Source organism: Flavobacterium arcticum (assembly GCF_003344925.1).
GTDB lineage: Bacteria > Bacteroidota > Bacteroidia > Flavobacteriales > Flavobacteriaceae > Flavobacterium > Flavobacterium arcticum.
The window spans coordinates 2,054,660-2,077,379 of record NZ_CP031188.1 but is presented as its reverse complement, the minus strand read 5'-3'; the positions used below and the strand labels follow the sequence as shown (position 1 = coordinate 2,077,379).

Annotated in this window: 19 protein-coding genes; 6 read left to right on the top strand and 13 right to left on the bottom strand. The window is 32.5% G+C overall.

Features of this window, described 5'->3' with window-relative positions:
- Positions 1 to 44 precede the first annotated feature (44 nt).
- Positions 45 to 1,136, top strand: a complete 1,092-nt coding sequence (locus DVK85_RS09295) for a M42 family metallopeptidase (RefSeq protein WP_114678174.1) — start codon at positions 45 to 47, stop codon at positions 1,134 to 1,136.
- An 86-nt stretch (positions 1,137 to 1,222) separates the two neighbouring features.
- Here the strand turns inward: DVK85_RS09295 and DVK85_RS09290 are convergent, their stop codons facing one another.
- The 6 genes from DVK85_RS09290 to DVK85_RS09265 all read right to left on the bottom strand — a co-directional run bounded on the left by DVK85_RS09290 (position 1,223) and on the right by DVK85_RS09265 (position 5,484).
- The gene (locus tag DVK85_RS09290) at positions 1,223 to 1,600 is read right to left on the bottom strand and encodes an ankyrin repeat domain-containing protein (protein ID WP_114678173.1); all 378 of its coding nucleotides are present in this window, start codon (positions 1,598 to 1,600) and stop codon (positions 1,223 to 1,225) included.
- A gap of 225 nt (positions 1,601 to 1,825) precedes the next feature.
- On the bottom strand, positions 1,826 to 2,776 hold the full coding sequence (locus tag DVK85_RS09285) for a phosphoribosylaminoimidazolesuccinocarboxamide synthase (RefSeq protein WP_114678172.1): 951 nt from the start codon (positions 2,774 to 2,776) through the stop codon (positions 1,826 to 1,828).
- 89 nt (positions 2,777 to 2,865) lie between these two features.
- The gene (locus DVK85_RS09280; RefSeq protein WP_114678171.1) at positions 2,866 to 3,558 is read right to left on the bottom strand and encodes a class I SAM-dependent methyltransferase; all 693 of its coding nucleotides are present in this window, start codon (positions 3,556 to 3,558) and stop codon (positions 2,866 to 2,868) included.
- Positions 3,545 to 4,147: a hypothetical protein gene (locus tag DVK85_RS09275; RefSeq protein ID WP_114678170.1), complete on the bottom strand. Its 603-nt coding sequence runs from the start codon at positions 4,145 to 4,147 to the stop codon at positions 3,545 to 3,547. The genes DVK85_RS09280 and DVK85_RS09275 overlap by 14 nt, the downstream gene beginning before the upstream one ends.
- A complete protein-coding gene (locus tag DVK85_RS09270; protein WP_162845296.1) occupies positions 4,140 to 4,469 on the bottom strand; it encodes a nucleotide pyrophosphohydrolase in 330 nt (109 codons plus the stop codon). The genes DVK85_RS09275 and DVK85_RS09270 overlap by 8 nt, the downstream gene beginning before the upstream one ends.
- 67 nt (positions 4,470 to 4,536) lie before the next feature.
- Entirely contained in the window at positions 4,537 to 5,484 is a 948-nt protein-coding gene (locus DVK85_RS09265) for a PhoH family protein (RefSeq protein WP_114678168.1), read from the bottom strand.
- 104 nt (positions 5,485 to 5,588) lie between these two features.
- On the opposite strand from DVK85_RS09265, the gene DVK85_RS09260 reads away from it, so the two are divergent.
- From DVK85_RS09260 to dnaN, 5 genes are all read left to right on the top strand, one after another.
- The gene (locus tag DVK85_RS09260) at positions 5,589 to 6,416 is read left to right on the top strand and encodes an SAM hydrolase/SAM-dependent halogenase family protein (protein WP_114678167.1); all 828 of its coding nucleotides are present in this window, start codon (positions 5,589 to 5,591) and stop codon (positions 6,414 to 6,416) included.
- Between the two features lie 35 nt (positions 6,417 to 6,451).
- The gene (locus DVK85_RS09255) at positions 6,452 to 6,748 is read left to right on the top strand and encodes a putative quinol monooxygenase (protein WP_114678166.1); all 297 of its coding nucleotides are present in this window, start codon (positions 6,452 to 6,454) and stop codon (positions 6,746 to 6,748) included.
- 99 nt (positions 6,749 to 6,847) lie between these two features.
- Entirely contained in the window at positions 6,848 to 7,573 is a 726-nt protein-coding gene (gldF, locus tag DVK85_RS09250; protein WP_114678165.1) for a gliding motility-associated ABC transporter permease subunit GldF, read from the top strand.
- Positions 7,573 to 9,276, top strand: coding sequence for a gliding motility-associated ABC transporter substrate-binding protein GldG (gene gldG, locus DVK85_RS09245; RefSeq protein ID WP_114679028.1), 1,704 nt, complete (start codon positions 7,573 to 7,575; stop codon positions 9,274 to 9,276). Before gldF ends, gldG begins: the two co-directional genes overlap by 1 nt.
- Positions 9,277 to 9,370: 94 nt before the next feature.
- Positions 9,371 to 10,489: a DNA polymerase III subunit beta gene (gene dnaN, locus DVK85_RS09240; protein WP_114678164.1), complete on the top strand. Its 1,119-nt coding sequence runs from the start codon at positions 9,371 to 9,373 to the stop codon at positions 10,487 to 10,489.
- Between the two features lie 91 nt (positions 10,490 to 10,580).
- Here the strand turns inward: dnaN and DVK85_RS13595 are convergent, their stop codons facing one another.
- The 7 genes from DVK85_RS13595 to DVK85_RS09205 form a co-directional block, all read right to left on the bottom strand.
- The gene (locus DVK85_RS13595; protein ID WP_205431312.1) at positions 10,581 to 12,428 is read right to left on the bottom strand and encodes a hypothetical protein; all 1,848 of its coding nucleotides are present in this window, start codon (positions 12,426 to 12,428) and stop codon (positions 10,581 to 10,583) included.
- A 69-nt stretch (positions 12,429 to 12,497) separates the two neighbouring features.
- Positions 12,498 to 14,270: a MutS-related protein gene (locus DVK85_RS09230; protein WP_114678163.1), complete on the bottom strand. Its 1,773-nt coding sequence runs from the start codon at positions 14,268 to 14,270 to the stop codon at positions 12,498 to 12,500.
- Between the two features lie 54 nt (positions 14,271 to 14,324).
- On the bottom strand, positions 14,325 to 14,894 hold the full coding sequence (locus DVK85_RS09225; RefSeq protein WP_114678162.1) for a DUF1573 domain-containing protein: 570 nt from the start codon (positions 14,892 to 14,894) through the stop codon (positions 14,325 to 14,327).
- A gap of 25 nt (positions 14,895 to 14,919) precedes the next feature.
- The gene (locus tag DVK85_RS09220) at positions 14,920 to 17,031 is read right to left on the bottom strand and encodes a DUF4838 domain-containing protein (protein WP_162845297.1); all 2,112 of its coding nucleotides are present in this window, start codon (positions 17,029 to 17,031) and stop codon (positions 14,920 to 14,922) included.
- Positions 17,032 to 17,068: 37 nt separating this feature from the next.
- A complete protein-coding gene (locus DVK85_RS09215; protein ID WP_162845298.1) occupies positions 17,069 to 19,957 on the bottom strand; it encodes a tetratricopeptide repeat protein in 2,889 nt (962 codons plus the stop codon).
- Entirely contained in the window at positions 19,950 to 21,350 is a 1,401-nt protein-coding gene (locus tag DVK85_RS09210) for a glycosyltransferase family 2 protein (RefSeq protein ID WP_317048208.1), read from the bottom strand. The genes DVK85_RS09215 and DVK85_RS09210 overlap by 8 nt, the downstream gene beginning before the upstream one ends.
- A gap of 108 nt (positions 21,351 to 21,458) precedes the next feature.
- Complete coding sequence (locus DVK85_RS09205) at positions 21,459 to 22,583, bottom strand: HEAT repeat domain-containing protein (protein WP_114678158.1); 1,125 nt, start codon at positions 22,581 to 22,583, stop codon at positions 21,459 to 21,461.
- Positions 22,584 to 22,720 lie beyond the last annotated feature (137 nt).

Here is a 22,720-nt window from a genome sequence, read left to right as displayed (position 1 = left end):
CTATGTTTTCAAATTTATAATTTAGCAGAAAAATACAACAAAATATGGCTTCAAAATCTATCTTAAACGATAATTCAATTAACTTTTTAGAAAAATATTTAAACAATCCATCGCCAACAGGATTTGAATCTGGAGGACAAAAAATATGGATGGAGTATCTAAAACCTTATGTAGATACATTTATTACAGATACTTATGGTACTGCTGTAGGCGTTATTAATCCCGATGCACCTTATAAAGTTGTTATAGAAGGACATTCTGACGAAATTTCTTGGTATGTAAACTATATTACTGATGATGGACTTATTTATGTTATTCGCAACGGAGGGTCTGACCACATGATTGCTCCGTCTAAGCGTGTCAATATCCATACCAAAAAAGGTATTGTAAAAGGCGTATTTGGTTGGCCTGCAATACATACCCGTAAAGGTGAAAATAAAGATGTAGCACCTAAAATAGAGAATATTTTTATTGACTTAGGTTGTGATACAAAAGAAGCCGTAGAAGCATTGGGTGTACATGTAGGCTGTGTTATTACGTATCCTGATGAATTTATGGTCTTAAACGAAAATAAATTTGTATGCCGTGCCATAGATAACCGTATTGGCGGATTTATGATTGCTGAAGTAGCACGTTTACTAAAAGAAAACAAAAAGACACTTCCGTTTGGTTTATATATTACCAACTCAGTACAAGAAGAAGTTGGACTTCGTGGTGCAGAAATGATAACCGAAACTATACAGCCTAATGCTGCTATTGTTACCGATGTATGTCATGATAGTACTACACCAATGATAGATAAACATATAGAAGGAGAAACAAAAATAGGTAAAGGTCCTGTTGTTACTTATGCTCCTGCTGTACAAAATAACCTACGTGAATTAATCCTAGATACTGCTACTAAAAATAAAATTCCTTTTCAAAGGTTGGCCTCATCGCGTGTTACTGGCACAGATACTGATGCTTTTGCATACAGTAACGGTGGTGTAGCATCGGCATTAATATCGCTACCATTACGCTATATGCATACTACAGTAGAAATGGTTCATCGTGATGATGTTGAAAATGTAATTAAACTGATTTATGAAACTTTATTAAATATGGAAAATGATGCTACATTTTCTTATTTCAACTAAATAAAGAACTACCCATAAATAAAAAAGCACCATATAAATATGGTGCTTTTCGTTTTTAATAACAATTATGCTTTTTTATAACTTCATTATGCTTCCTTTAATATAGAGAAAGCCTCTTTAGCATTAGATAATTCAGCATATTTTAAGGCTGTAAAACCTCTTTCGTCTTCTAATTCTAAATTAGCACCGTTATCAAGTAAAACTTTAATAATTTCTGCTTGATTATAACGTGCAGCTAACATAAGTGGAGTTAATCCGTTAGACCTTTCGTTTACACTTGCCCCATATTCTATAAATTTCTTTACCGTCTCAATGTCTCCTTTACATATTGCCATACCTAATGGTGTGGTCATATTGTATTCGGCTACTAATTCAAAACTTGTTCCAGTTTTAACATTTGATGCAAATGTGGCACTACTAAAAGCTACAAGAGCTAGACTTAAATAAATGATCGTTTTTTTCATGATTGAATGATTTGATGATGAATGATTTATGTTTGATTTTAAATTCCACTTAAACTTTAACGATTGATTAGGTCGTTTGCTATAATAGACGCTCACAAGCTAGTTAACGTTACTGTAAAAACTTATTTTAACAAAATTTTAACATTAATAAATTTACAATGCATACATATCAAAATAAAACCGCCCCACTATTGTAGGGCGGTTGCAAGTATTATAAACTGTAAATTATTTATTTAAAAATGCAAGTACATTTTTTTCTATTCGGTTATTAATATCAGATATATCGGCTTTTATAAACTCTTCTCCAATAATTTTTTCATACAGCTCTATATAGCGTTCCGATACACTTGCTATATAAGCATCATCCATATTAGGTATTTGTTGTCCCTCTTTACCCTGAAAATCATTAGCAATAAGCCATTGCCTTACAAACTCTTTACTAAGTTGTTTTTGAGTTTCATTATTGTCTTGGCGTTCCTGATATCCTTCAGCATAAAAATAACGTGAAGAATCGGGGGTGTGTATCTCATCTATCAATACAATTCTACCATCTTTAGTACGCCCAAATTCATATTTAGTATCTACTAATATCAACCCACGTGATGCAGCAATCTCTGTACCTCTTTGGAATAAATCACGGGTATATTTTTCAAGCACTATGTAATCTTCTTCACTCACCACTCCATTAGCCAAAATAGCCTCCCGAGAAATATCCATATCATGCTCGCCATTATCTGCTTTGGTAGTAGGCGTTATTATAGGCGATGGGAACTTATCATTCTCTTTTAGTCCTTCTGGCATTGTTACACCACACAGCTCTCTCTTACCTGCTGTATACTCACGTGCAGCGTGCCCTGAAAGATAACCACGTATAACCATCTCTACTTTAAACGGTTCGCATACATATCCCACAGCTACATTTGGGTCTGGTGTATCAAGAAGCCAGTTAGGCACTACATCTTCGGTAAGGCGCATAAACTTAGTCGCTATCTGGTTAAGTATTTGCCCTTTGTAGGGAATACCTTTTGGCATAACTACATCAAACGCCGAAAGTCTATCGGTAGCTATCATCACCAAAAGCTCATCGTTAATGTTATATACCTCTCTTACTTTGCCTCGGTAAACCGATTTTTGATTTGGGAAATTAAAATCTGTACTGGTTATAGTATTGCTCATGCAGTTGTTGTGTTATTGTAGTTAAGCTACAAAAGTAGTAAAGTTCTTAAATGAAATATAGTAGAATAAAAATATAATATAGTGATTATTTATTTTCCTAATTCAAAATACAAAAATCTCGGATACCAAACTGTATCTGTTAAGCCGCCTAGTTCTTGCATGTTTAGAATATTAAAATTTGCGGATACAAAGAGGTTGACATAGAAACTAATTGGTCTATGGAAATGAGTGGTTTTAAATCCCTTAAACACTTTATTTCTTGTTTTATAATCTTGCGTAATAGCAGATTCTTCCAAATATTTAAAATTATCGTCACTAAAATAGTCCCAATATATAGGCCAAAAACAAGGGTGTGTTATTATAACTAAAAGTTTACCTTTTGGCTTTAATGCATCGAAGATTTGTATAATGTTAGAACTTATTTCTTTTGTATCCATTAAAGACATATTCGCCACAACCAAATCGAACGATGAACGATAACTCAAACTAGATAAAGACTTATTTAAGAATAATAAATTAGATCTTTTAAAGAAAGCTTTGGCTATATCAATTGAGTTCTCACTGATATCAATACCAGTAACGTTGAAATTTTGTTTTGAAATTTCAAAAGTTAATTCTCCAGTACCACATCCAAAATCCAAAATATCCGCTACATTATCATAGGAATTTATTTTATTAATAATAATGGGTAAGAATATTTCATTGTAACTTAAATCATTACCCTCTATACGATCTAAAAGTCTTGTTTTTGCTATATTATTCCATTCATTATTTATATCCATGATTTATAGCTTTGATGAGATTAACAAGGTCCTCAGCTAAATGATATTCGTAAGCATCATCCATTGAAAATTCATTAATATAGTGAATGTTATTTTTACCTTTTTTGCCGATTGCCACTTTTGAACTATTGGTATTATAGTTAATAAAGGTAAAACGTGATTTAGGCTCAAAATTTAACTTATCATATGTGTAAATTTCAGCGCCTAATTTCTGAAGCTCTATTGTAAAATTAGTTAGTTTGGGCTGACATATTATTAACTCATTGTTCTTCGCTTTTGTTTTTAAGATATTTTTTATATCAACATCACTTACCCACGTCATATCTCTAGTAAATATTACGGTTCTTCCTCCATTATTAATCCAATTTCTCATGTAATCTTTTATATCATCATCAATTTTATATTTTTTTGAATCAGAATAAAAAATTTCACATAAGATAAGTATTATTAATAAAAGTGCACTTAGTGATATAAATACCCACTGCCAAAGAGTAAATTTGTGTGTATCAACAAACCAAGCCTGGTACATAAAAACTAATAAGCATAGTAATGCTGAACTATTAGCAATAATACTTTTAATTTTATCCATTTAAGTTATTATATTTATTAGTATTATTTCTCGATTTATCAATCGGATAATGGCTTTTATGTACTTCTAACTTCTTTTGAATTGCATCTTTAAAATTGATTTTATAATGGTCACATATATAAACTAAAAATATAAAAACATCCGAAACCTCACCTTCAATCTTTTGTTTATCGACACTGTCAACATTCTCAGACCACAAGAAAATTTCTTGTAATTCAGCGACTTCAATATTTAGCCCAAGTAATAAATCTTTAACATTATGAAATTGATTCCAATTTCTATCATCCCTAAATTTGATAATACTCTCAATTAATTTTTTCATACCGTTCATTATTATAATCGTTTATTATAAATCAGCATTGAAGTTTCAAGTACTTCACATAGAAAAACTAATCATGATTCTCAATAGACTTATAAGCATCAATTACTTTCTTGACTAATTTGTGACGCACCACATCTTTATCGTCAAGATACATTATACCTATACCCTCTACGTCTTTAAGTACCAATAGTGCTTCTTTTAGTCCTGATATAGTTCTGCGTGGTAAATCTACCTGCCCTGGGTCGCCTGTAATCATAAATTTTGCACTCTTACCCATACGAGTTAAAAACATTTTCATTTGCGAGTGGGTAGTATTTTGTGCCTCATCGAGTATTACAAAAGCGTGATCTAATGTACGTCCGCGCATAAATGCTAAAGGAGCAATTTGTACAATGCCTTTTAGTATGTAATCTTCCAGCTTTTCAGGCGGAATCATATCACGTAGCGCATCATATAAGGGTTGCATATATGGGTCTAGCTTCTCTTTCATATCTCCTGGTAAGAAACCGAGGTTCTCCCCTGCCTCTACCGCAGGACGAGTAAGTATAATACGCTTTACCTTTTTTTCTTTTAATGCTTTTACAGCAAGTGCTACACCTGTATAAGTTTTACCCGTACCAGCAGGACCTACAGCAAAAACCATATCATTCTTAGCCATTAAGTCTACCAGCTTTTGCTGGTTAGGCGTCATCGCTTTTATTAGCTTTCCGCCTAACCCGTGTACTAATATGTTATCACTTGGGCTCATATGCTCTACAGTATGGTCACTTTGTATAACGCGTTCTATAACATTATCATCAATGTTGTTATAACGTGAAAAATGTAACATCAGCCTTTTAAACCGTTTTTCAAACTCGTCGAGTATCTCTTTCTCGCCAAAAGCTTTCAGCGTAGTACCACGAGCAACTATTTTAAGTTTTGGGTAGTATTTTTTTATCGTTTCTAAGTGAGCATCTTGCGCTCCCCAAAAGTCTTTTGGAGCAATGTCTGTTAATTCGATTATTCTTTCGTTCAAAAGCTGTGTTTTTTAATTAAAAATAATAGCCATATAATTATTAGCTTTGCATTCAAATTTAGTGAAATTTTAATCTCACTTTTATAAAAGTTTTGCACAATTTTATGTCAATAATTACCCTCACAACCGACTTTGGACTAAAAGACCATTTTGTAGGTGCCCTAAAGGGAAAAATACTCTCTGAATACAGAGAGGCTACCGTTGTTGACATATCTCATCATATCGACTTATTTAATATTCTTGAAGCTAGTTATATTATAGAGGCTGCCTATGCTAATTTCCCTAAAGGCACAGTACACTTAATAGGCGTAGATGCCGAACGTACTAAAGAAAACAGGCATATAGCCATGCAATGGAACGATCATTATTTCATTTGTTCGGATAATGGAATACTTAGCATATTAATACAAAAAATTGTTCCGCAAAAAATTGTAGAAATAACGATACATGACCGCTTTGGCGAAGAAACTACCGAAATGGATGTTTTTGTAAAAGTTGCAGCACATATAGCTCGTGGCGGATTACTAAACGTAATAGGTAGAGAAATAAGTGAAATAAAAAAAATAAATCAGCTACAACCTATTATTAGTAATAACAATGCTACAATAAAAGGATATGTAGTGTATATAGACCATTTTGGTAACTGTGTAACTAATATTACCAAACGATTGTTTAAAGAAATAGGACACGGTCGTGATTATGAAATAACTTTTAATAATAAAATTATAAAGAGTATCAAGAACGGCTATTCGGACTTTAAAATAAAAGAAGGGTTTTCATTAAAAGATTATGAAGGTGAAAAACTTGCTCTTTTTAACGAAGCTGGTTTTCTAGAAATAGCGATATACCGCAGTAACCCATCTACTGTTGGTACAGCACGGTCATTACTAGGTTTAAAATATAGAGATGCAGTAAGTATCGTTTTCAGATAAAAAGTTGATAGTAACATAAAAAGAATAAAAATAGTATGTTTGTAAGAATTGTAAAAATGAGTTTTCACGAAGATAAAGTTGATGCTTTTCTAGATAATTTTCATGAAGTAAAGCAGCATATACGAAACTATCCTGGAAATCGTTTTTTAGAATTGTACAGAGATAAAGATAACCCGTCGGTATTTTTTACCTATAGTTATTGGGAAAACGAAAGCGACTTGGAAAACTACCGTAAATCGGAACTTTTTAACGAAGTTTGGGCGTTTACTAAACAACTATTTAATGATAAGCCACAGGCTTGGAGTGTAGATAAACTGGTAATGCTAGAATAAATTATAGTTAAGATTCTTTCTTCGTCAGAATGACAAATAGAATCGAATAATGATAAGTAAAATTAGCATATATAAACTTTTAAGACTTAACAACAATTAATGAAAGCCTTATTAATAAGAGAAATAAAATCATTTTTTGGTTCGCCTATAGGCTACCTCGTTATAGCAGTATTCCTATTGCTTAACGGGTTATTCCTTTGGGTATTTGATGGCGAATTCAATATACTAAACAGTGGCTTTGCCGACCTTAGCCCTTTCTTTACGCTTGCACCTTGGATATTGATATTTCTTATCCCCGCTGTAACCATGCGTAGCTTCTCTGATGAGAAAAAGCAGGGTACTATCGAACTGTTGTTTACAAAACCCCTAAGTACTTGGGAAATAGTGAATGGTAAATTTTTTGGAGCATTTATACTTATCGTTCTAGCAATTATACCTACTATCGTTTATGTATTTGTCTTGTCTGATTTAGGCAGCCCACAAGGTAATATCGATATGGGCAGTACATTAGGTTCTTACTTTGGGTTATTGTTTCTTATAGCAGGTTATACTGCCATCGGTATTTTTGCCTCTACCCTTTCAGACAATCAAATTGTAGCTTTTATAGTCGCGGTATTGCTTTGTTTTTTGTTTTACTTCGGGTTCGAAGGTATAAGTGAGTATGCGGGCAGTTCTAGTAGTTTTGTATCATCATTGGGTATGGATTCTCACTTTAAAAGCATGAGTCGTGGAGTGCTCGATACGAGAGATATTATTTACTTCAGCTCTATTACTATATTATTTTTATCGTTCACTGTGTTCAAACTTAAATCGTTAAAATGGTAATGAAAACAGTAAAGAAAAAAAGCATTAAGCAACTCGCTATTACAGCAATTGTATTACTAGTACTCAACTTTTCAGGCAGTTATATTTTTGAACGATTTGACCTTACGCACGATAAACGATACACCCTATCGCCTACTACACTATCACTGATAGAAAGTGTAGAAGAACCATTGTACATTGATGTTTTTCTTGAAGGAGAATTCCCTAGCGAGTTTAAACGACTGCAAGATGAAACAAGGCAATTACTCGATGAATTTCATGCCTATAATCCTAATATTATTTTTCAGTTTGTAAACCCTCTGGAAGATGAGAATAGTAATGAACAAGTTATACAAGAATTTTATCAAAACGGACTTACACCTGTAAGTGTAACGGTTGATGATAAAAGCAAACAAACCCAAGAAATGGTTTTCCCTTGGGCAGTGGCGTCTTATGCTGATAAAGGAGCAAAAATTCAACTATTAAAAAACCAAATGGGGGCTACTACTGCCGAAAAAGTAGTAAGCTCGGTACAACATTTAGAATATGTCTTTGCCGATGCGCTAAACAAAGTAACCAAGGCTAAAGAAAAGAAAATTGCTATTATAAAAGGTAACGGTGAGATGCCCGACCTGCTTATGGCTGACTTTTTACAACAATTAGGCGAAAGTTATCATATTGGACGGTTCACACTTGATTCAGTTGCGGTTAACCCTCAAAAAACAATGGCTAACCTAAAAGCGTATGACCTTGCGATTATTGCCAAGCCTACAGAACGATTTACTGAAGAGGAAAAAGAAGTACTAGATCAATACATTGTAAATGGTGGTAAAACACTCTGGATGGTAGATGCTGTGCAAATAGACATGGATAGCCTGCATAACGAAACAGCAGCTACATTGGCATTTCCGCGTGACCTGAACCTTGACGATATGTTCTTTAAATATGGTTTCCGTCTTAAACCTGATATTATTAAAGACGAACAAGCAACACCCATACAACTTGCTACAGGTGCAGAGGGGAGCGGTACTCAGTATCAGCAATACTTATGGCGCTACTCTCCTTTTGTATATCCTGATCCTACGGTTTACAAAGGAGCTGACCACCCGATTGTAAAAAACCTTGGCGGTATTAAATTTGAGTTTGCGAACCCGATAGATACCATCAAAAATGGCATCAATAAAAAGGTATTACTTGCTACATCACAATATTCTAAACCCATTGGTACCCCTATAGAAGTACAATTAAGTATGGTTGCCGAACAAACTTCGCCACAAGACTATGAAGGCTTTGGTTTTATTCCTGTATCGGTATTACTCGAAGGTAAGTTTCACTCGATGTACGAAAACAGAATAGTACCGTTTAAAGACGATACTTATAAAACTACAGGAAACGAGGGAAAAATGATTATAATATCAGACGGAGATATTGTAAAAAACCAACTTGATAAAAACTATCAACCCTTAGAGCTTGGCTATGATAAGTGGACAAAAAACAGGTATGACAACAAAGAATTTTTAATGAACTGTGTCAATTATCTGCTCGATGACAACGGACTTATTAACATCCGTAGTAAAGATGTGACGCTACCAATGCTCGATAAAGAAAAAGTATATAAAAACTACACTACCGCGCAGTTTATAACTGTCGGGTTACCAATACTTATTTTAGCGATTTTCGGGTTATTGTTTACCTACCTAAGAAAAAGAAAGTACGCTAAGTAAGTGTTAATAAAAAATATTTCAGTATTCAATCGGATTACGATATATTTGTGAAACGTAAAATGGTTGCATTTTACCCTTAAAATAAACAAACGAGATGAAATTTATAGTATCCAGTTCTTATTTACTAAAGCAATTACAAGTATTAGGAAGTGTTATCAATAGTAGTAACACGCTTCCTATTTTAGATAATTTCCTTTTTGAATTAGATAATAATCAGCTTACCGTTTCGGCATCTGACCTAGAAACAACTATGTCGGCTACATTAGAAATTGATTCAGAAAGTCAAGGAAGTGTTGCTGTACCTGCTAAACTGTTACTAGAAACATTAAAAACGTTCCCAGAACAACCACTTACTTTTACAGTAGAAGATAATAACACTATCGAGATAAGTTCAAATTCGGGTAAATACGCTTTAGCGTATGCTGATGGCGAAGAGTTCCCTAAAGCGGTTTCGCTTGAAGATCCTTCGGCTACTTTAGTACCTGCAGAGGTATTAGCAACTGCGGTGAGTAAAACAATATTTGCTGCTGGTAACGACGACCTTCGTCCAGTGATGTCAGGTGTATTCTTCCAGTTCTCACCAGAGGGGCTTATTTTTGTAGCTACCGATGCACACAAACTGGTAAAATATGCACGTACTGACGTAACTGCATCGCAAGTGGCAGATTTTATTATGCCAAAGAAACCACTTAATATCCTGAAAGGTATTCTTACTACATCGGATGCGGAAGTGAAAATTGAATATAACGATTCTAACGCTACTTTTTCTTTTGATAATTATGTGCTAACCTGTCGTCTTATTGATGGTAAATACCCTAATTACGAAGCGGTTATACCAAAAGAAAACCCAAACAAGTTATTAATAAACCGTACTCAAATTTTAAGCTCTGTACGTCGTGTGGCTATATTCTCGAATAAAACAACACACCAAATACGCCTGAAAATTGCAGGTACTGAGTTAAATATATCTGCTGAGGATATTGACTACTCAAACAAAGCGGAAGAGCGTTTAACGTGCGACTATCAAGGTGATGATATGCAAATAGGTTTCAACTCACGTTTCCTTACCGAAATGCTGAATAACCTGCACAGCGACGAGATTATGCTAGAAATGTCATTACCAAACCGTGCTGGTATCCTTACCCCTATTGACGGACTGGATGAAGGCGAAACAGTTACTATGCTGGTTATGCCAGTGATGCTTAACGGTTAATAAAAAGCTATTTAATCAACCATTTCTATATATAAAACCCAGTACATTTAATTGTACTGGGTTTTTGTTTTGTATTGATTAAAGTATAATATTATTTAGTAATGGCTTTAATTACCCTATCTTCTTGAATTAGAACATCTCTCATTAATAAATTGTGTGGAAATATTTTAAGTTTTGAGTCTCTAAATCCATCTAAAATTTTAATCAATGAAGAGGCTGTAATTAAAGATAAATTTAATTCATATTCAAGCCCACATTCCTTTATAAAATCATCTGAAAATTCGGGAGCTATTAATAATGATTTTATTACTTTATAATCATTTTTTCGAGCTATTGAATCGTATGATTTTAACTGTCTAGAAACAGAACTAAACTTATTATAATTACTCTCTTTAATTGTTTTACACTCAACAATTATTAAATCATTATTACCTAAATTAATTAAGATATCTATTTGATCTTTCGAAGTATTTAGTTTTTTTCGTAATGTTTCATCAACATTAAAACCCAACTCTAAAAGAATTTTCTTAGTTAAATCTTCAAACTTAATACCTAAATCAGCCTCCTTGATAACAATACCATTTTCTTTTAATACCGATAAATTTCTAAAACCAATATGCTCATAATTTTCAAGAAATAAATTCTCCGAATCTTTAAAAGCATCCAATATATTTAAAATAATATCTCCTCTAGTTTTAATCTCTTTTGATGTTGCAAACTCTTCAAGCTCCTTTTCTGGTATGATTTCCAAAATATCTCTAGGTTTGATATTATAATCAAGTAAATAGCTACTTTTTAAAACGTTTTCGTCCTGAAGTTCAAATTTGGTTTTTAATAATTGATTTATCCCTGGTATAGCCTCCCCAACTTGTATGAGCATTTTTTCATATCCATCATGTGACATTCCTATTTTATCATCTTTCTCAATACCCTCAAAATGTTGAATAAGACTTTCTATCTTTTCTTCTATCAAACTTCCTTTTAACGAATTTAAAGAAAGGCTCTTTTCACAAAAATCATTTAAAAATTTTTTCCGTTCAGTAAGCGTTACCCCTTCTTTATAAATATCTTCCGATAAAACTTGAGTAAAAGAAATTCCTTCATTAATAATTTCATTAATTTTCATTTCTATAGACAGTTTTCTATCTATATTATGCTTACGACATATCATATTAATTTGAGGTTCTCTAAGTAATAGAAGTACTCTCCTGAAAAATTTATTTGCAACTTCTTTACCTCTTATTTTTCTAAGTATTCTTACTACTTCATCAGCAACATATATAGTATTACTTTTTTTAGAATAAAAAATAACACCAATAGATTTTAGCTCATTAATAACATTATCAATTTCAAGTTTTCTTACAGGAAGAATAATATAATTTATCAACTTAATTTCCTCTTGTGAAAGAGAAAGTTGATTAGAAAGTGTTAGTAAAATAGAATGTTCGTCAGAAGTTATCTTTTTATCCTGATTATTACTTTCATCATTAAAATAGGCTGTTTTTAAACAAGCTCTATATATCTTATAATCTCTTTTTCTTTCTTCTTCAATTTCAGACTTTTCTGTCTCAATAGCTACATTAAAAGCTTTTAACTTTGCTTTTAGTTTTGTTAGTTCTTTATCATAAAGTCTAGAAAACCAATCTTGCCTCATAATACAACAACCTTCCCTTGATATAATATCAATTAATATATCGAGTTGTGTAGATGTTTTTAAAAATTCACATTTTATATAGTCACTAAATTCTTCTTCTAAAAGATTAAATACCTGAACAATATTTACATTATCTACACTCTTTAAATCTTTATTAGACTCAGAAAGTATTTTTTCTATTGCTTTAATATTTTTAGGGCTATTGGATATAAGATTATCAATAATCTTTAAAAAGGAATTTTTCTCAAAGGAATTGAGATTGTTTAGTATTTTTTCTAGCTTCATGTTTAGTAATATTTCCTACGAATATAGAAAAAATTAACAAATATTTCACATATTTACAAACAACAATAGTTATATCACTCCTATTTTCTCCATTAAGAAAGTGGCACTTTTATTTTTACAAATACCATCGCGTAGTTTATAATCAAAATAGAGGTTATTATTTTCTATGTTCGCTTCAAAACATCGGTTAATGAGCTGTTCAGGGTATTCGGCTGTACTATTACAGACCTCTACATCATGAGTTGCTATTACTCCTATTGCTTGCCGTGCTATCATTTTTTTGACCACTTTAATAGTTCCTGTACGTTTGTCGTCAGAATTTGTTCCGCGTAGTATTTCATCGAGTAATACAAATGAATTTTCTTTTTCTAGTGCGTCCATTATTTGTTTCAGTCGTTTAATCTCGGCAAAGAAATAGGACTCACTATCGGACAGTGAATCGGACAGTCGCATAGAAACCAAAACAGGCAACGGATGTACTGTAGCCGCTGTAGCACATACAGGAGCACCAATACCCGCCAATACCATATTGACACCCAAACTACGCAGAAAAGTACTCTTACCCGACATATTAGAGCCTGTAAGTATAGTAAACTGCGGACTGAAAGTGACATCATTACCTACTCGTGTAGCAGGGTTTAATAATGGGTGTGCTAGTCCTTTAAACGTAATGTTTCGGTTAGTGTTAAGTTCAGGGAATGTATAGTCTTTATTATTATAATACAGGTTAGCAAGGCTATTTAATGCTTCAAAATCAGCTATAATATCGAGCCATACTACAATATTAGATGAGTGTTGTTTTCTCCAATGTTGTAAACCTTTAAAAACATGAACATGAAATTGAAAAAGACCATTGAAAAGCAGCGATGCAAATACATTACTAATGCTATCCATTTGCCCAAAAAGTGTTGCCAGTTTTTTAATAAGCTGCCCCGCAGGCTTACTCTCTGAAGATAATTTTTGTTGTAAAGTTTTAAGTTTCTCCGACTGAAATTCGGCTTGCTCTATTTGTGCTATAGTTAGGCTGTATTGGTGTAGTATTTCGTCAGTTTCAGTAGTATTACTTATCTCGTTTTTAAATAGTTTAGCTTTACCTGCCACCATAAAAAGGTTGAATATAAAAATATAAATACTCCAATTAAATAGTGAACTATCTCCCGTTATCATATAAGTTATAAAGCACCCTATGAGTGCTAACGGGGCTATAATAGCAAAGAGGTAACTAATTTTATTGATACCTTTACTACTATCATTAGTCCAAGTTATCAATTTGGCATAAGTTGTTTCACTATCTTTTTTCATACGCCCTAATGCCTGTACTTCTTGTCGCCATTCGGGTTTACCTGCCAGTTCCTTTACTGCTTCCTGATTTTGTAAAATAACATCGTGTGGCAAAGTAGTAAGTAACATTTGTGCCAGCTTTTCTTTCCCTTTGTAGGTCTCTGTACGGTTTATAGATTGGAAGAGGGAGTTCTGCCCAAAAACATCTAAATCGTATGTATAAGGGTGTTTAAAATCGATATACTCTGCACCATTATCAAAGTTATTACCTTTGCGTTGCAAATGAGTAATTTCATCTTCATTGATGGCTACAAGTGTAGCAGCTCTTAATTTTTTATTAGCTACATTACCGTGTACCCTCATCAAATAAACAAACGCTATAATACAGCCCAGTATAGGTACTATATAAGTATTAAAATTGTCTTGCTTTAAGCCATAGTAGCCTAAAACAATAATAGCAATAGCTATTAATAATCTTACTATACTTATAGTATTATATTGTTTTTTAAGTGATGTAAAAGCAGCCGAGTAGCTAACTTTTCGTGATGTATAAAATTCCATTTAAAAAGTATAAAGGAACAAATATACACATAAAACATCCTGACTAAAGCAGTATTATTTATACTTCTGTACCTCAGTAGAATCAATTATATAACCACGCTGATTTGTTTCTCCTTCTACAAGTTCTTGTGTTGTCCCTTCTTCTTCTCTCTTCATTTGATACAGCTCTTCATAGTCTTTTGTATATAAAGCATCTGGAACTACATTAATGTCAAAATAAATAGTGTGAGAGTGTTCTTTAGTATTCGCTAAAACAGTAGTGTAGATACCTACGTGACCTATATTTTTAGTGCTATCATATTTTAGTTTTATAAAACCTTCACTACCCGGTGCAATAGCATGGGTAGTAAATGTAGCAATGGTGCAGCCACAAGAGGGTAACACTTTATATAACATTAATGCATTATCGCCTGTATTGGTAACTTTTACTATAATATTTTGTTCTAATCCCTGTATAATAGGATAGTAATGTCTTACTGGATCCTCTATTTCCATCGTGGTTAGTTCGAGAAAAGCATTTTCCCTATCGCTTTTGCACCCCTGTAGTACCACAGCACCAAGTATACAGCAAAATGCTGCAATAATATGATGTTTATATTGTATAAGGCTTAAAAATTGCTTCATGGGTTATGTATGCTTATTTAATTTTTTATTTAAAATACAGTTCATCACATGCTATAGATTTATTAGCATATTTCGATTGTTTAACTACATTAATCAGTATTGTTGTATCCTCTGGATTTACAGTTATAGGAATAACTACTTTATATATAGCCGATTCTGTATCTTTTATTTCAGTTTCATATTTTTTACCGTCAATAACTACCTCTATACGCTGAGGCAAGTAGATTTTATGTCTAGCATTGTTCAAAAAAGTCATCTCTACTTTATTACTGCCCTTTACATCTGCTGCGTCTATCTCTATAGATAACGAATCTCTTGTTACCAAAAGCCAATTATTATAATAATCATTAAAGCCAACAGCTCCATCTGTAAGCAGAGTACTATCAGGATAATCTTCATCTAGCTTAGATAATACCTTTACCTTTTTTCCGAAAAGCATATTTTTATATGTCGTAGCAACTATGTATGTATCCCAATAATGTATGTAATTATTTAGCGTAAAACCCGATTCATTATACACATCAATACCAGTAGCATCTTTCAATTTTTTTAGTCTTACCAAAAGTTCTTCAACTTCGGGTTTCAGCTCTGCGACATTATCTGTTGTTATAGTAGCATATCCTGTATCTCCTATACTTGGTGATGTTCGTAATATTTCAAGCTTTTGAAATGTAAGCGCTAATAATAGCGGTTGCATTGTTTTTACTTCTGTATTGCTTAATGTATCTGTTGTTTTAATTAACCTATCATAAAAAGAGTTGAACTCTGAATCGTTTAAATATTTCTTTTTGGCAGCACTTATACCCCCATAAATATCCATAGCTTTTTTTGATTGAAACGATAATCTCTCTATACTTGTATAGTAATCTGTAAGCAAGCTACTAACAGCAGCGGGGTATTTATTTTTAAAGAAAAAAGCTATTTCTTTATTAACATTTACTTCTACATCTTGTAATAACTGAGCATAAAGGTAACATTTTAAGTCAGTAAAAACACTATACAAATCTTCACTGCCTTGCATAAAAACACCTGTTACACCAAGGTTTTTATAAAATTTTAAATTTTGTTGTGCTATGCTTACCGTTGGATAAAGCTCATAATAATTATCAAAATTAATAGCATAGTCCCATAAATATATCTTGTTAGTAACATTTTTCCATTTAGTGAAAGTATTCCTAACAACATCTTTTTTGTTTGAGGTTTCTATAACAACCCCTTTTGGGAAAGCCATAGTACTTATCATTATCCCTGCGTTTTCTTCTAATTTAAAATCAGGCGGTACTTGGGTTGTTATATATGCCGTACTAAAAAATTGCTGTTCAGGGAAATCTTTAGCGAACTTATTAAGTAATGTGAATACCGCGGGGCTGGCATTCGTTTTAGTATTTCCTTGTGCTATACATTTATCGCATTGGCATACTATAGCATTATCATTAGGCATTATCATAAACTTATGTTGTTTATGATTTTCTCTTACTTGCCTCTTTATAAATTTTCTTAAAGCAGTTTCAAGTTCAGGGCTAGAAAAACAAAATTGTTCTTCATTTATCTCTCCATCAACTTCAGCCAACATTGCTGGTGTAACTCGTACTACTTTATTTATATTATGTCCCCACAATGCCCATTCTTCCTCAAGAGTATGGGTAGCATTCCAACGACGATACTGTTTATTAAAATTATCCGGAAAATAAGATTCACGATATTCAAAATCGTTACTATGCTTATAATCCATATTATTCGGGATCATTATTTTATCAACAGCATCTATAGTTTTTATAGAAAATTGATTTACATCGACATAATTGGCAAAAAAGTATCTATTAGCATTATATAATGCTTCTATGCTACGTGCCTTTATAGTAATAGTGTTTTTTTTATGGGTTATAGTAAAATCAATATTATCATCTGTTTTTTTTAATATATCTATCGCTATAACAACCTTGTCTTTAGATGATACTTCACTTGTAATAATAGGGCGTATACCCACAGCCTGCTCAAAAAAATCGCAAAGATCTTCGGCAAGTGGATGTAAAGATGCATCGTTCACAAATACAAGTGGTACTACTACATCTTTTTCATATACTGTAAAAGTTTGCGAGTTACTGTCGCAACCAAAACTTACTAGTATAATCATCATTATTACTAACTTTTTTATCATATCCTTTTTCTGAGGATTAAAATTTTGTTCGTATTGTTAAGTACAAATTATATTGATTAATATAGGATGTAGATGTAACACGATAGTTGTACCAGTTACCCATCACCCCAAAGGTAGTACGATGGCTAAAATGGTGAAAATAACCTGCTCCCACCATTGTATTTACATAAGACGTAAGAGTATTAACCTGAAAATCAAGTTTTTGATCTTCTGGTGCCGTACCTATAGATGCCATTGCAACAGCATAATCTCTATCATTATTCATGTAAAATCTACCTTGAGCAAATACACTATTATAAAAATCATCAGTATCGCTCATAAATAACACTCTTGCATTAAGCCATACTTTATCAAAAGTACGGGCTATACCAAATATTCCTGTATAAAAATTTCTGTCATCAAGTAGTCGGTTATATCGAGCACCAACCTCTCCTTGCCAGTTCTTTTTAAACGGTTCATAATATGAAAAACTAAGCTTCATTGCCGGAAAAAACCTATTAGCAATACCTGCATTAGCAATAAATGAAGATTTATCTTTAAAAGTATGATACCAGTCAGCTTCACCCTGTACACCTACACCCGTAGGTCTTGCTGCATAATTTACTCGAGCAACATAAGTGTTTCTACCTTCAAAACGAAGGTACTCAAGTGATGCTACTGATGTGGTAACCAATATAGAATCGGATGTGGCTTTTAGGTAACTTATGTTTACTTGATTTTTAAGCAATTTAGATTCCAGATACTCTAAATGATCCAAATGTTCTTCATATTTATGTGGTGGCGGTACATACTTACTCTGAAAATAAAGTGCACGCTTATAATCGCTCATATGTTCATAAATAACACCTTTTTTATAAAGCAAATCAGTATTATTAGGGTTAAAGTCTAAGCAATTATCTACTATTAACATTCCTTCTACATATTCTTGTCTGTCTATGTATATATTAGCTAGCTTTAATGCCGCTTGCACATCATTTGGCTTTATTAATAATATCTCATGATAAACTGCTTTTGCTTGAAAAGGTTCATTATCAAGTTCAAAAACTTTTGCTTGTAAAAACATTTCTTCTATGAGTGCTCCTTTAATATCAGGGTTATACGGATAGTCTTCTACTAATGAGCGTAATGCTGCTACTGCTTTGTCATGATCGCCCATTTGCGAATAAACACCAGCCTCTTTTAAACGAAACCCTTTATCTTCAGGAAAATTTCTTCGTGCAGTTTTAATCATTTCCATTGCTTCTGCATATTTCCCCATAGATATACGCGCGCCAATAGCGTAGTTGTAAGCTAGCATATTATTTGGGTCTTCATCTACAAGTGCATCTGCAACAAGCCCTACAGTATCATAAGCCTCCTTTTCATTAAGGTATTTAATATATGCTATAGAAAAATCTTTAAACATGTAAGAATATTGCAATACATCAGGATACCTTGACTTATATTCTAATATAAGATCATATGCATTAGCATAATCTTCCATTGCTGTTAAAAGATCTATTTTTTTCAAAACATATTGATGCTCTCCTGGGTTATTTCTTATCATAGACTCTATAAGATCCATAGCTAAGGTATATGACTTTTTAGCTACATAAATAGAGTACATATAGCTTTTTGCCGATTTTCCATAATCAGGATTATTAGAAAGTCTTATAAACACAGGTAACGCGTTATTATAATCATGATCGGCAAATGCTACCTTGGCATCTTCATAAGCCATTTCATTATACTTTAATGTAATATCATAATCTCCTGGGTATAAACTGTACAGTTTTTCTAGTGTACGTCTTTCACCACTTTTATCACCTAAATTTTCATATACAAACAACTGTTTGGATAATAATTCTTTAGAATTTGGATTTGACTTTAAATCTTGCGTCAATATTAATTGTGCATCATGATAATACCCTTTACTTAAAGCTGTATTTAGCAAATAATCATGTGCTTCATTATTACCTCTATCTCTCTCATAAAGCTGACCATACAGCACATAAGGATCTGAGTTTCTATTATATCGTGCAGCTTCTAGAGTAAGGTATATTAATAAATCATTATAGCGGGTAGATTGCCTTTTTTGTAGTTGCTTTTGTACTAACCCTATCGCCTCTTGATAACGGTTTTGATCTTGTAATATGCCTATTTTTTTATTGAGTATATCTGTATTATCAGGCAAATAGTATAACCCCATATCTGCAGTATTAAGTGCCTCTGTGGTATTACCTAATTTCAAGTATAAATTAATAAGATTTAAGTATAAATCAGGGTCATTTTTAGTTACTTTTAATGCTTCTTTATATTGTTGTACAGCACTAGTAAGGTCTCCTTCTTTATTATTTTTAAGAGCATCTTCTTTAAGTACATTGTTGTACATTATCCTTACTTCTTCATCTTCAGGAAATATCTGATATAATCTTTTGGTTTCTCTATTTGCCTCTACCCTGTTATCCATAAGGTTATACAGGTTAACTTTACGCATCCATAACGTTTTACTATAAGGTGTTATTTCTAGCAACTCATTAGCATAACATACCGCACTAGAATAACGTTCGGTTTGGGTCTCTATATTCAATAAGTAATGTCTTGCATCTGTACGTCGAGGGCTCTTTTCGAGTACTTCTAGCAATGTTATACGGGCTTTTTCTAGCTCTCCTATCTCCATATAACATTTCCCTAAATACTCCTTAATATCCATATCTAAGGGAGCAAGTTCTAATGCTTTCTCACAATATGCAGTAGCTCTTTCAAAATTATTGTTCTTTTTACCTTCTAGTTTAGCTTTTGCAAAATACTCGTCAGATGTTTCAGGAAAATCATTCCCCTGTGCAAAGGCAGTACCTAGTGTACTTATAAAAAGCACAAAGGCAATAGTAAATTTTAATATCAGTTGGGGTGATTTTTTATGCATTTGTACTGTCTTCTGTGTTAATTTTTTTCGATGTACCTGTATTTTCATACCCTTGTCTAGTCATTGTACCCCATTCCATTTTTTTCGATGTATAGAAGTTAAAATATCCTTTAAGCGAAAAATATATAAGTAATGGGTGATATATAAACGGCTCAAGAAATACCATGAGCCATAATTTAAAGGTTTCACGAGAGGTTTTATATTGTCGTTTTACAAAGTTATCTAACAATATTACCAGAGTACCAAACATTATGGCAAGTGAGTAGGAGTATAAAAAGATATAGCCTGCCATTGACCAGTTTACATCTCCTTTTAAAATTAAGAAAATAAAGTAAATTATCCCTATAAACTCTATAACTGGTGCAAGAAACTCATATATCAATTGAAACGGAAATGTTATCATTCCCATTTTTTTATATCTTGGATTTAAAAGTATTTTACGATGTACGAAAAATATCTGAGCCATTCCTGTCGCCCATCTTATTCGTTGACGTGATAATATCTTAATATTAGGTGGTCCTTCTGTCCAGCAGCATGATACTGGTATATATTCTATTCTATATTTTTGGTGATTATTAATCATGTATGCTGCCATTTTAGACACCATATCCATATCTTCAGCATGTGATTCACCATCATATCCACCCGCATTTACCGCTACTTCTTTATCGAAAAGCCCTAAACCTCCAGAAACATTAGGTACAGCATTAACAAGACTCCAACCCATTTTACCAAAGAGATAAGCTCGTAAATATTCTAATTCTTGGAACCTAGGAATTAGCTTATTAGGTGGTTTTACTCTTTCTATAATTCCATCTTTTATCTCACAACTATTAGACATACGTAATGTAGCCCCTACAGCAATCACCCTATCTTTAGAGTTAAGTACAGGTTTTATCATTCGCAAAAGCGTGTTACGCTCTAAGAGACAGTCTACATCTGTACATAAAAAATAGTCATATTGTGATGCATTTATTCCAGCATTAGAAGCATCGGCTTTTGTACCACCGTTCATTTTATCTACTACCGTAAGCATACTATACTTTGGGTTAACAGATTTAAATATTCTTTTAAAAGGTTTTGTTTTTATACGCTCTACATAAGCATAAGGTGTCTCTTCTAGCTCAAACTCATCTATTAGTAACTCTAATGTTTTATCTTTACTACCATCATTTACAATTATCACCTCATAAAGCGGGTAATTTAGAGTTAATAATGATTTTACATTTACAATAATCGTTTTTTCTTCGTTATAGGCGGGTGCAACTACTGATATACCAGGTGTTAAAGGAGAATCAATAAGAAACTGATCATCTATTCTTGAATTGTAAGTACGATAACGGGTAATATTTATAAATGAAAGTACCCCCAAAACCAAGTAAACAATAAACATGGATGAGGCGTAGAAAAAAATAAAGTATTCAAAGAAATTATAGGTTAATCCCATGGATTAGAAATATTTTAAAGGATGTAGGAGGTCTTTATTAAAAAGTATTTTGTTTTAATCGAGCGGAACTATTGGAGAAATATTTTTCTCTTTATGTTGCTTATTTTTTAAATCTCCTTCTGAAAAATCATTTCCTATTTGTTCCGACTCATAATAAGTACGTAAAGTTGATGGGATAAGAGGATTTTGCACATGTTTTAATATTAAAAGATTAAAACCTGTCTCTTTTTTATATAACTCTTCAAAATAAGCCTTACCTGGCTTACCATATAAGTATATAATTTCGGCAATTAGTTTTTTCATCTCATGACTACTTGCCATTTGGTATGCATTTTTAAGAAAACCGATAGATTTTCCTGAATTTATATATAAAACTGCTTCTACTATAGCATTTTGACATGACATAGGTTGAGTAAAATACATTTTTATAAGCCTGTTTTCCATTTCTTTAACACGCATTTTACCTATAGCAAGTATAGCCTCTTTTCTTACAGAATGATCTTCGTGATCTAGATACTCAGTAAGTGAGTTTACTGATGTAGATTGCTTAAAATGAGCAACAAGTTTTATGAAAAATTTTATTTGCTCTTCATCTTTAGAATATTTTATCCATTTACTAAAGTTAGGAAGGTTATCCTGATGATGTAATACAAACTGTTGTAAAAGACTTATTTGATCCCATTGATTAAGATCATTATCTTGATCGAAGAATTTAAAAGGATCATTGTTACTAACACCTACATAAGAAGATCTAGACTCTTTTCTTAGCGATGAGTTTTTAGAATAAGTATGCGGAAGTATTTTAGAATCTGAAATAGTAAGATCCAGTCTAGAAAGTGATTGAAAAGCTCTTAAACGAACCCTTGTATTAGAGAAGTCTAGCCTTTTTTCTAAATATTCATCTATATTCAAACCACGTATTACACTATCATAATTATGAGATTCTAATTGGTGTTTTTCTTGTTTAACAACATCTTCTAGTGTTGGTATTAAAGATATGTAAGTTTTTTTGGTTATAGCACCAAAGTTCTCAACAAACATGTTTAATACATCTTCATTACTATATGAGTCTTTAGAAATAAGTATATTTCTTAAAAAGGAAAATATACGAGGTCGCAACTCACGAACAATTTTTTCACGTCTTTCTTTATCCCTTCTAACCACAAATACAGTAATCATGAAAGTCAGGGTAGCCGTACAGCTAAAAAATATGAAAAATATCGCTATTTGAATTACAAAAGGAAAAGAGCTTAAGGATATCCAAAAGTGCTCGATATAATCGAAAAAATAGTTCATTATTAAAATGATTTTAAATT

What these genes read in the sequence shown, in the direction of transcription:
- DVK85_RS09215 (WP_162845298.1), bottom strand. Translation starts at nt 19,957, where the DNA reads ATGCATAAAAAATCACCCCAACTGATATTAAAATTTACTATTGCCTTT.
- DVK85_RS09260 (WP_114678167.1), top strand. Translation starts at nt 5,589, where the DNA reads ATGTCAATAATTACCCTCACAACCGACTTTGGACTAAAAGACCATTTT.
- DVK85_RS09275 (WP_114678170.1), bottom strand. Translation starts at nt 4,147, where the DNA reads ATGGATAAAATTAAAAGTATTATTGCTAATAGTTCAGCATTACTATGC.
- DVK85_RS13595 (WP_205431312.1), bottom strand. Translation starts at nt 12,428, where the DNA reads ATGAAGCTAGAAAAAATACTAAACAATCTCAATTCCTTTGAGAAAAAT.
- DVK85_RS09230 (WP_114678163.1), bottom strand. Translation starts at nt 14,270, where the DNA reads ATGGAATTTTATACATCACGAAAAGTTAGCTACTCGGCTGCTTTTACA.
- DVK85_RS09210 (WP_317048208.1), bottom strand. Translation starts at nt 21,350, where the DNA reads ATGTTTATTGTTTACTTGGTTTTGGGGGTACTTTCATTTATAAATATT.
- DVK85_RS09295 (WP_114678174.1), top strand. Translation starts at nt 45, where the DNA reads ATGGCTTCAAAATCTATCTTAAACGATAATTCAATTAACTTTTTAGAA.
- DVK85_RS09270 (WP_162845296.1), bottom strand. Translation starts at nt 4,469, where the DNA reads ATGAAAAAATTAATTGAGAGTATTATCAAATTTAGGGATGATAGAAAT.
- DVK85_RS09255 (WP_114678166.1), top strand. Translation starts at nt 6,452, where the DNA reads ATGTTTGTAAGAATTGTAAAAATGAGTTTTCACGAAGATAAAGTTGAT.
- gldF (WP_114678165.1), top strand. Translation starts at nt 6,848, where the DNA reads ATGAAAGCCTTATTAATAAGAGAAATAAAATCATTTTTTGGTTCGCCT.
- DVK85_RS09285 (WP_114678172.1), bottom strand. Translation starts at nt 2,776, where the DNA reads ATGAGCAATACTATAACCAGTACAGATTTTAATTTCCCAAATCAAAAA.
- DVK85_RS09220 (WP_162845297.1), bottom strand. Translation starts at nt 17,031, where the DNA reads ATGATGATTATACTAGTAAGTTTTGGTTGCGACAGTAACTCGCAAACT.
- dnaN (WP_114678164.1), top strand. Translation starts at nt 9,371, where the DNA reads ATGAAATTTATAGTATCCAGTTCTTATTTACTAAAGCAATTACAAGTA.
- DVK85_RS09225 (WP_114678162.1), bottom strand. Translation starts at nt 14,894, where the DNA reads ATGAAGCAATTTTTAAGCCTTATACAATATAAACATCATATTATTGCA.
- gldG (WP_114679028.1), top strand. Translation starts at nt 7,573, where the DNA reads ATGAAAACAGTAAAGAAAAAAAGCATTAAGCAACTCGCTATTACAGCA.
- DVK85_RS09205 (WP_114678158.1), bottom strand. Translation starts at nt 22,583, where the DNA reads ATGATTACTGTATTTGTGGTTAGAAGGGATAAAGAAAGACGTGAAAAA.
- DVK85_RS09290 (WP_114678173.1), bottom strand. Translation starts at nt 1,600, where the DNA reads ATGAAAAAAACGATCATTTATTTAAGTCTAGCTCTTGTAGCTTTTAGT.
- DVK85_RS09280 (WP_114678171.1), bottom strand. Translation starts at nt 3,558, where the DNA reads ATGGATATAAATAATGAATGGAATAATATAGCAAAAACAAGACTTTTA.